At 69.7% G+C, this 7,330-nt stretch carries 10 protein-coding genes; 3 read left to right on the forward strand and 7 right to left on the reverse strand.

What is annotated here, in order from left to right:
• Positions 1-14 precede the first annotated feature (14 nt).
• Positions 15-809, forward strand: coding sequence for a thymidylate synthase (locus VI238_RS04620; RefSeq protein WP_331648959.1), 795 nt, complete (start codon positions 15-17; stop codon positions 807-809).
• On the opposite strand, the gene VI238_RS04625 is transcribed toward VI238_RS04620, so the two are convergent.
• Entirely contained in the window at positions 787-1,767 is a 981-nt protein-coding gene (locus VI238_RS04625) for a hypothetical protein (protein ID WP_331648943.1), read from the reverse strand. The two genes, VI238_RS04620 and VI238_RS04625, sit on opposite strands and share 23 nt — an antisense overlap.
• A 109-nt stretch (positions 1,768-1,876) precedes the next feature.
• On the opposite strand from VI238_RS04625, the gene VI238_RS04630 reads away from it, so the two are divergent.
• The gene (locus VI238_RS04630) at positions 1,877-2,365 is read left to right on the forward strand and encodes a dihydrofolate reductase (RefSeq protein ID WP_331648945.1); all 489 of its coding nucleotides are present in this window, start codon (positions 1,877-1,879) and stop codon (positions 2,363-2,365) included.
• 180 nt (positions 2,366-2,545) lie between these two features.
• On the opposite strand, the gene VI238_RS04635 is transcribed toward VI238_RS04630, so the two are convergent.
• From VI238_RS04635 to VI238_RS04660, 6 genes are all read right to left on the reverse strand, one after another.
• Entirely contained in the window at positions 2,546-3,295 is a 750-nt protein-coding gene (locus VI238_RS04635) for a glucose 1-dehydrogenase (RefSeq protein WP_331648946.1), read from the reverse strand.
• Positions 3,296-3,381: 86 nt separating this feature from the next.
• Positions 3,382-3,675, reverse strand: a complete 294-nt coding sequence (locus tag VI238_RS04640) for a helix-turn-helix domain-containing protein (RefSeq protein ID WP_331648948.1) — start codon at positions 3,673-3,675, stop codon at positions 3,382-3,384.
• Between the two features lie 291 nt (positions 3,676-3,966).
• A complete protein-coding gene (locus tag VI238_RS04645) occupies positions 3,967-4,815 on the reverse strand; it encodes a symmetrical bis(5'-nucleosyl)-tetraphosphatase (RefSeq protein WP_331648950.1) in 849 nt (282 codons plus the stop codon).
• Between the two features lie 69 nt (positions 4,816-4,884).
• Positions 4,885-5,268: a Co2+/Mg2+ efflux protein ApaG gene (gene apaG / locus VI238_RS04650; protein WP_331648952.1), complete on the reverse strand. Its 384-nt coding sequence runs from the start codon at positions 5,266-5,268 to the stop codon at positions 4,885-4,887.
• Positions 5,265-6,077, reverse strand: coding sequence for a 16S rRNA (adenine(1518)-N(6)/adenine(1519)-N(6))-dimethyltransferase RsmA (gene rsmA / locus VI238_RS04655; RefSeq protein WP_331648955.1), 813 nt, complete (start codon positions 6,075-6,077; stop codon positions 5,265-5,267). The genes apaG and rsmA overlap by 4 nt, the downstream gene beginning before the upstream one ends.
• 45 nt (positions 6,078-6,122) lie before the next feature.
• On the reverse strand, positions 6,123-7,112 hold the full coding sequence (locus VI238_RS04660; protein ID WP_331648957.1) for a YeiH family protein: 990 nt from the start codon (positions 7,110-7,112) through the stop codon (positions 6,123-6,125).
• A gap of 70 nt (positions 7,113-7,182) precedes the next feature.
• Between VI238_RS04660 and VI238_RS04665 the strand changes: the two genes are divergently transcribed.
• A partial coding sequence (locus VI238_RS04665; protein ID WP_331648961.1) for a LysR family transcriptional regulator occupies positions 7,183-7,330 on the forward strand: 148 nt, incomplete at its 3' end.

Here is a 7,330-nt window from a genome sequence, read left to right on the forward strand (position 1 = left end):
AGGAACGTGGCCTGATGCGCGCCTACCTCGAGCTGCTGCGGCACGTGCTCGACCACGGCGCCGACAAGGCCGACCGCACCGGCACGGGCACGCGCAGCGTGTTCGGCTGGCAGATGCGTTACGACCTCGCCGAAGGGTTTCCGCTCGTCACGACGAAGAAGCTGCACCTCAAGTCGATCGTGCACGAGCTGATCTGGTTCCTGCGCGGCGAAACGAACGTGCGCTACCTCAGGCAAAACGGCGTGACGATCTGGGACGAATGGGCCGATGCCGACGGCGAGCTCGGTCCGGTCTACGGCAAGCAGTGGCGCAGCTGGTCCGCGCCCGACGGCCGCACGATCGACCAGATCGCATGGGTCGTCGACGAGATCCGCCGCAACCCCGATTCGCGTCGCCTCATCGTCAGCGCGTGGAACGTCGCCGACCTGCCGCGCATGGCGCTGCAGCCGTGTCACACGATGTTCCAGTTCTACGTCGCGAACGGGCGTCTGTCGTGCCAGCTCTACCAGCGCTCGGGCGACATCTTCCTCGGCGTGCCGTTCAACATCGCGAGTTATGCGCTGCTCACGCACATGGTCGCGCAGGTGACCGGCTTGGAACCGGGCGATTTCGTGCATACGCTGGGCGACGCGCACCTGTACTCGAATCATTTCGAGCAAGCGCGCGAGCAGCTCGCACGCGAGCCGCGGCCGTTGCCGAAGCTCGTGCTGAATCCCGACGTGCGTTCGCTGTTCGACTTCCGCTACGAGGATGTCGCGATCGCCGGCTACGCGCCGCACCCGGCGATCAAGGCGCCGGTCGCGGTGTGACCTTGCAGCCGGCGCTGCAGCGGAACCAAGCGGCGCCGCCGGGATAGTCGACCGTCATCGCGAAATGGCGCAGCGCGTTGCCGCCGAGTGCGCCTTCGACCTTCGCGTCCATCATGCCCGACATGAATTCGTGGAACGCGCGATCCGGGCGCCAGGTGAACCAGACGGGACCGATCGCGTGGCCGGCGATCTCGACGCTCGGTACTTCGATCATCGCCGCGTGCGTCTGTTCCTGTGCGTCCTCGATCACGCGCCAGTCGGGATGGGCCGCGCGCCAGGCCTTGAACTGCACGTCGGCGATCATGCTCGTCGCGCGCACGGCGGGCCCGCCGTCGCCGAGCGCCTTCAGCGCCGCGGGCGTGAGCCTCGTCGTCGCGCCGGTGTCGAGCAACAGGTCGACCGCACGGCCGTCGATGCGCACGGTGATGCGCGGGAAGTTCGTCTCGCGCGCGCCGTCGGCGCCGGCCTTGAAGCCGAGCGCGACGCGCGTGGCGTCGGCCGTGGGCTTCCAGCCATCGCCCTCGAGCACGAGCCGCTTCGCCGGGTAATCCCAGGTCCAGACGTGTCCGCCGAACCAGCCCTGGCCGAGCATGCCGTCCCAGTCGATCCATGCGGGTGCCTTCGGGTCCGTCGGCATGACCGGCACGATGCCGTCGCCGGGCGGCGCTGGAATCGCCGCATCGCGGAACGCGGGCCAGCCCACGCCGCGCGCGCCCGGCGGCGCATCGCTGCCCGCGGGCAATGCGAGCGTCGACAGGCCGAGCCGCTCGACCGCGGCCTCGGTCAGGAACAGTCCGCCACCGCTGTCGGTGTAGAAGTGCACGGTGCCGCCGTGCGCGAGCGGCGCATCGAGATGGACGAGGTCCGCTTCGAAGCGCGCGTGCAGGTCGTGCGAAGGGGCGGGCGCATTCGACGCGGCGAACGCGAGGATCGGCAGCAGGAGCGGCGCAATCGGCATCGGTGCTCTCCGGACGGTGGCGATCAGTCTCGACGCGACCGCGCGTGCGATGCAGTGTCGGAAGTCATCGCCCGCTGACTTCCGCGGGCCGGGCCGTCACACTACGCGGATGAGGATCTCGTTGATCGCCGCGCTCGACCGCCGGCTCGCGATCGGCCGCGGCGGCGTGATGCCCTGGCACCTGCCGGACGACCTGCGCCGCTTCAAGGCGCTCACGCTCGGCCGGCCCGTGCTGATGGGGCGAAAGACCGCGCTCGCGATCGGTCGCGCGCTGCCGGGGCGCGACAACGTCGTGCTCACGCGCGGCGACGCCGCGCCGTACGCGGGCCAGAGCGTCGTGCATTCGCTCGACGAAGCGATCGATCGCGCGCGCGCCGCGGGCGAACTCGCGGTGATCGGCGGCGGCGAGGTCTATGCACTGGCGTTGCCGCGCGCCACGCACCTGCACCTCACCTGGATCGACACGATCGCCGACGGCGCCGATGCGCATTTCCCCGCGTTCGACGCCGGGTCATGGCGCGAGACAGCGCGCGAACACCATGCGGCCGATGCGCGTCATGCCTACGCGATGGACTTCGTCGACTACGAGCGCACGTAGGCTGGGGCGCAGCACAAGACGCATGTGCACGCGAGGCACGCGCCCTCGAGTCCCACCGCCGCCCCGAAGCGCCGTGGCACATTTGCGCCCGCACCCGCCCGGCGCGAAGGCGTGTCCGGCACCGCCACGCAGCGCAGGCGGCACGCGAACCGAACCGGTCCGCGTGCCGCCGCGCGCGGCTCAGCGCATGCCGCCGGAAGCGCGCAGCGTCTCGCCGCTGATCCAGCCTGCGTCCGCCGAGGCGAGGAACACGGCGATCGACGCGATGTCGTCCGGTTGTCCGATGCGACCGAGCGGGGTCTTCGCGACCATGTCCTTCTCGAAGTCGCTGCCGATGATGCCCATCGCATGCGTGCCTTCGGTCTCCACACCGCCCGGATTGATCGCGTTCACGCGGATGTTGCGCGGGCCCAGCTCCTTGGAAAGCACGTGCGTGATCGTGTCCACCGAACTCTTGGTGGCGGCGTAGACCGACGAACCCGGCAATCCGAGCTGGCTCGCCACGGAGCTGATGTTGATGACGCTGCCGCCGCCGCTGCCGAAGTGCCTGGAGGCTTCCTGCGTCGCGAGGAGCAGGCCGAGCACGTTCGTGTTGAACTGGCGGTGGAATTCCTCCTCGGTCACCTGTTCCAGCGGGGCGAACTGGTAGACGCCGGCATTGTTCACCAGCACGTCGACCGCGCCGTACGCGCGTTTGGCCTCGGCGAACAGGCGCTGCACGTCGGCTGCCTTCGCGACGTCGCCCTGTACCGCGATCGCCTTGCCGCCATCGGCCTCGATCTGCGCGACCACGCGGTCGGCGCCTTCCTTGCTCGTCGCATAATTGACGACCACGGATGCGCCGGCCGCGGCCAACGCCTTCGCGATCCCGGCGCCGATACCCTTCGATGCGCCCGTCACCACGGCCACCTTGCCTGCCAGCTTGCTCATGTCGGTTCCTTGTATGATTTGATGATTAGACAAGTGTCTAATCGTTGTACCGACAAGGGGACGCCCGGACGGCTTTCAAGGGGCGCTCAGATTTCCGCGAGCTGGTCCAGGTAGGCGCGCAGCACGTCGCGCTGGACGCTGAGATGGGCGAACTTGCCCTCGCGCACGATGCGGATCAGTCCGGCGGCCTCCAACTCCTTGATGTGGTGGGAAATGGTCGCCGCGCTGACGTTGTGCGTTTCCTGCAGGGCGCAGCATGGCATCGGCGCCGGATGCTCGCCGATCGTCCGCAGCATCTGGTAACGCCGAGGTTCCGCCAGCGCGCGCGCGACCAGCGAGAACTGAAGCTCGTCCAGTCGCTTTTTCCTCATGGTCGCCATCGCCTCGCCTCGAATCCTGCGATGCCCAGATGGTACCCGCTGCGGCGAAATGCGAGTGCGCGCGACGGACTTCGCCGCCGGCAGGCAGGGCGTAGGGTGGAACGCAGCGGCACGAGACGCACGCAGTCGCGAGCGGCGCGGCCGTGAGTCCCACCGATTACGAAGCCACCGTCGTGCGTGCGCACGAACCCCACCGGTTCATCCCCGAGGCCCGATGTGGCCGACCAGGCAGCGAGCGCGTACTGCAATCGAACGCGCATTGTCCGGACGTCCAATCGGGAACGCCGGCCGTCAATCCATGTCCTTGCCCGGCATCGGCTTGCGGTCCGACTTGATCGTGACGTACTCGGGCTCCTCGACGTCGAGGCGCATCGCGGTCAGCCAGCCGCCCCAGACGCAACCGGTGTCGATCGCGTGCACGCCGAGACCGGCGAAGCGGCCGAGCGTCGACCAGTGGCCGCAGACGATGCGGATGTCGCGCTTCACCTGGCCCGGGACCTCGTACCACGGATACAGGCCCGGTCGCTGCGTGCCCGGCGCGCCCTTGTCGCCGAAGCCGATGCGCCCGCGCACGTCGCAGTAGCGCATGCGCGTGAACACGTTGATGCCCGCGCGCCAGCGGTCGATGCCGCGCAGCTTCGGCGTCCATAGGTCCGGCTTGTTGCCGAACAGCTGCTTCAACAGGCGACGGTAGCCCTCGCTGCGCAGCTTGTCCTCGATCTCGTGCGCCATCTCCTCGGCCTGCGCGATCGTCCAGCGCGGGAACAGGCCCGCATGCACGAGCGCGAAGCCGAGGTTGCGGTCGACGTGCAGCAGCTTCTGCCGGCGCAGCCAGGCGAGCAGCTCGTCGCGATCGGGCGCAAACAGGATCTCGCGCAGCTCGGGATTGACGCGCTGCTGGTCTTCGCGCTTGCGCTCGGCGATCGCGAGCAGTGACAGGTCGTGGTTGCCGAGGGCGACGACGACGCGCTCGCCGAGCGCCTTCACCGTGCGCAGGACCGCGAGCGACTGGCCACCGCGATTGACGAGGTCGCCGCAGAACCACAGCGTATCGTTCGCCGGGTCGAGGCGCAGCTTGTCGATCAGCCGAGTCAGTTCGTCGTGGCAACCCTGGATGTCGCCGACGGCCCAGACCGCCATGTCAGCACGCCGGCCCGGTGGGGCGCTGCGCGCGCGGGAGCGGTTTCCTGCGGAGATCGGCGTCCATGGTCAGTGCAGCGTCCTCGGTATCGACAGCACGAAGGCGGGGATCATCGCGTCGAAATGCGTACCGTCGTCGGCGATCATCTGGTAGCTGCCGCGCATCGTGCCGAGGGAGGTCTCGAGCACGGCGCCCGAGGTGTACTCGTAGTCGTCGCCCGGGCGCACCCACGGCTGTTCGCCGACGACGCCGTCGCCGCGCACCTCGTGCACCTTGCCGTTGCCGTCGGTGATGATCCAGTGGCGCGACAGCAGGCGCGCGCCGACCGTGCCCTCGTTGACGATCGTGATCGTGTAGGCGAACGCGTAGCGGTTGTCCCCCGGCGCCGACTGGTCGTCGAGGAAGCGCGTGTTGACGGAAATCGTGATGTCGTAAGGCTTCTTGCCGCTCATGGTTGCCGATTGTCGGGGAGGCTGGCCACGCGGGCAAGTTCGACGAAGGCCGTCGGAGGCAGCTGTTCGGCGCGAGCGCGCGGATCGACCCCGGCGAGGGCGATGCGCTCCGGGTCGAGCAAGCCGTGCAGCGCGTTCGAGAGCGTCTTGCGGCGCTGCCCGAAGGCGGCCTTGACGACGCGCTCGATCATCGTCGCGTCCGCGTCGGGGCGCTCGGCCGCGGGGCGCGGGCGCAGGCGCACCACCGCCGAGTCGACCTTCGGCGGCGGCCTGAACGCGGCCGGAGGCACCTCGAGCAGCGGCTCCACGCGGCACGCGAGCTGCAGCATCACGGACAGCCGTCCGTACACCTTGCTGCCGGGCGCCGCGGCCATGCGGTCGACGACTTCCCTCTGCAGCATGAAATGCATGTCGCGGATCGCGTCGATCTGCTCGATGCAGTGGAACAGGATCGGCGAGGAGATGTTGTAGGGCAGGTTGCCGACGACGCGCAACGGCGTGTCGCCGGCGAGGCGGCGCAGGTCCACCGAGAGCACGTCGGCGTTGACGATGTCGAGCTCCCCCACGCCCTCGGCCGCCGCACGCAGGCGCGGGACGAGGTCGCGGTCGAGTTCGATCACGGTCAACCGGCCGAGCGCGCGCAGCAGCGGCAGGGTCAGGGCACCGTCGCCAGGGCCGATCTCGACGACGCGATCGCCGGGCCGGGGCGCGATCGCCTGCACGATCCGCGCGAGCACGCCGGCGTCGTGCAGGAAGTGCTGGCCGAAGCGCTTCTTGTGGATGTGGCGGTCGTCGTGGGGGTCGCGCATGCGTTCATGTTACCCGAGCGACCGGTGCGCCCGGCGCAGCGCGCGTCACGCGAGCACGCGGGTCAGCCCGTATCCGCCGACGACGAGCCAGCCGAACAGCAGCAGCGCAAGCAGCAACGGCTTCGGGCCGAGCGCGCGCAGGCGCGCGAAGCGCGTCTCCAGCCCGAGCGCAGCCATCGCGGTCGCGAGCAGCAGGGTGTCGAGGTCGAGCATCGCCGCACGCAGCGCGGCGGGCAGCGCGACGACCGAGTTGAACGCGCACACGCCGACGAATGCGAGCGCGAACCACGGCACGCTGATCGCGCCGCGTTCGCCGCCGCGCCGCGCCTCCCAACCACCGAGCGCGAACAGGAAAGGGACGAGCAGCAACACGCGCGTGAGCTTGACCACGACCGCGGTATCCGCCGCCTGCGGCCCGATCGCGCTGCCGACCGCGACGACCTGCGCGACCTCGTGCACGGTCGCCCCCGCGTAGACGCCGAACTCCAGCGGCGCGAGTCCGAGATGGGGGAAGACCAGCGGGTAAAGGAAGATGTCGAGGGTGCCGAACAGCACGACGCTCGCGATCGCGATCGCGACCTTGCCCGGCTCGGCGCGCACGACGCGTTCGGTCGCGAGCACCGCTGCGGCGCCGCAGATCGCGCTGCCGCACGCAGTCAGCAGCGCGGTGTCGCGGTCGAGCCCGAGCCAGCGCCGGCCGATCCAGAGTCCCAGCGCGAGCGTGCTGCCGACGATCGCGAGATCGAGCACGAGCGCGCCCGGGCCGATCGCGGCGATCTGCTGGTAACTGATGCGCAGTCCGTACAGCACGACGCCCGCGCGCAGCAGCGAACGCTGGGCGAACGCGACGCCCGCGGCGGAACTGGCCGGCATGCGCGCGCCGACGGCATTGCCGAGCGCCATGCCGAGCACGATCGCGAGCGTGAGCGCGGAGACCTGCAGGCGCGCGGCGTACGGTGTCGCGGCCGCGCCGACCGCGGCGAGGCCGAGCAGCAGCGCGAGGAAGAGGCCGGGCAGCAGGCGGGGGATCGACATGTGCGCATTCTCGGTGGGCGCACGCGATAATGAAAATCGATAATATCGATACGATATATAATCATTACTGATGATAGCGATCAGCCCACGCCAGCTCGAGGTACTCGTCGCGATCGTCGACGCCGGCAGCGTGCGCGCGGCGGCGGCCCAGCTCGGCCTGAGCCAGCCTGCAGCGAGCATGGCCCTCGCCGAACTCGAGCGCCTGCACGGCGCGCCGC

The sequence above is a fragment of the Dokdonella sp. genome, assembly GCF_036518555.1.
Lineage (GTDB): Bacteria > Pseudomonadota > Gammaproteobacteria > Xanthomonadales > Rhodanobacteraceae > Dokdonella_A.

Bases quoted from the DNA above. Each gene is read 5' to 3' on its own strand.
- VI238_RS04660 (WP_331648957.1), bottom strand. From the start codon at position 7,112: ATGTCGATCCCCCGCCTGCTGCCCGGCCTCTTCCTCGCGCTGCTGCTC.
- VI238_RS04640 (WP_331648948.1), bottom strand. From the start codon at position 3,675: ATGGCGACCATGAGGAAAAAGCGACTGGACGAGCTTCAGTTCTCGCTG.
- VI238_RS04630 (WP_331648945.1), top strand. From the start codon at position 1,877: ATGAGGATCTCGTTGATCGCCGCGCTCGACCGCCGGCTCGCGATCGGC.
- VI238_RS04635 (WP_331648946.1), bottom strand. From the start codon at position 3,295: ATGAGCAAGCTGGCAGGCAAGGTGGCCGTGGTGACGGGCGCATCGAAG.
- VI238_RS04620 (WP_331648959.1), top strand. From the start codon at position 15: ATGCGCGCCTACCTCGAGCTGCTGCGGCACGTGCTCGACCACGGCGCC.
- apaG (WP_331648952.1), bottom strand. From the start codon at position 5,268: ATGAGCGGCAAGAAGCCTTACGACATCACGATTTCCGTCAACACGCGC.
- rsmA (WP_331648955.1), bottom strand. From the start codon at position 6,077: ATGCGCGACCCCCACGACGACCGCCACATCCACAAGAAGCGCTTCGGC.
- VI238_RS04645 (WP_331648950.1), bottom strand. From the start codon at position 4,815: ATGGCGGTCTGGGCCGTCGGCGACATCCAGGGTTGCCACGACGAACTG.
- VI238_RS04625 (WP_331648943.1), bottom strand. From the start codon at position 1,767: ATGCCGATTGCGCCGCTCCTGCTGCCGATCCTCGCGTTCGCCGCGTCG.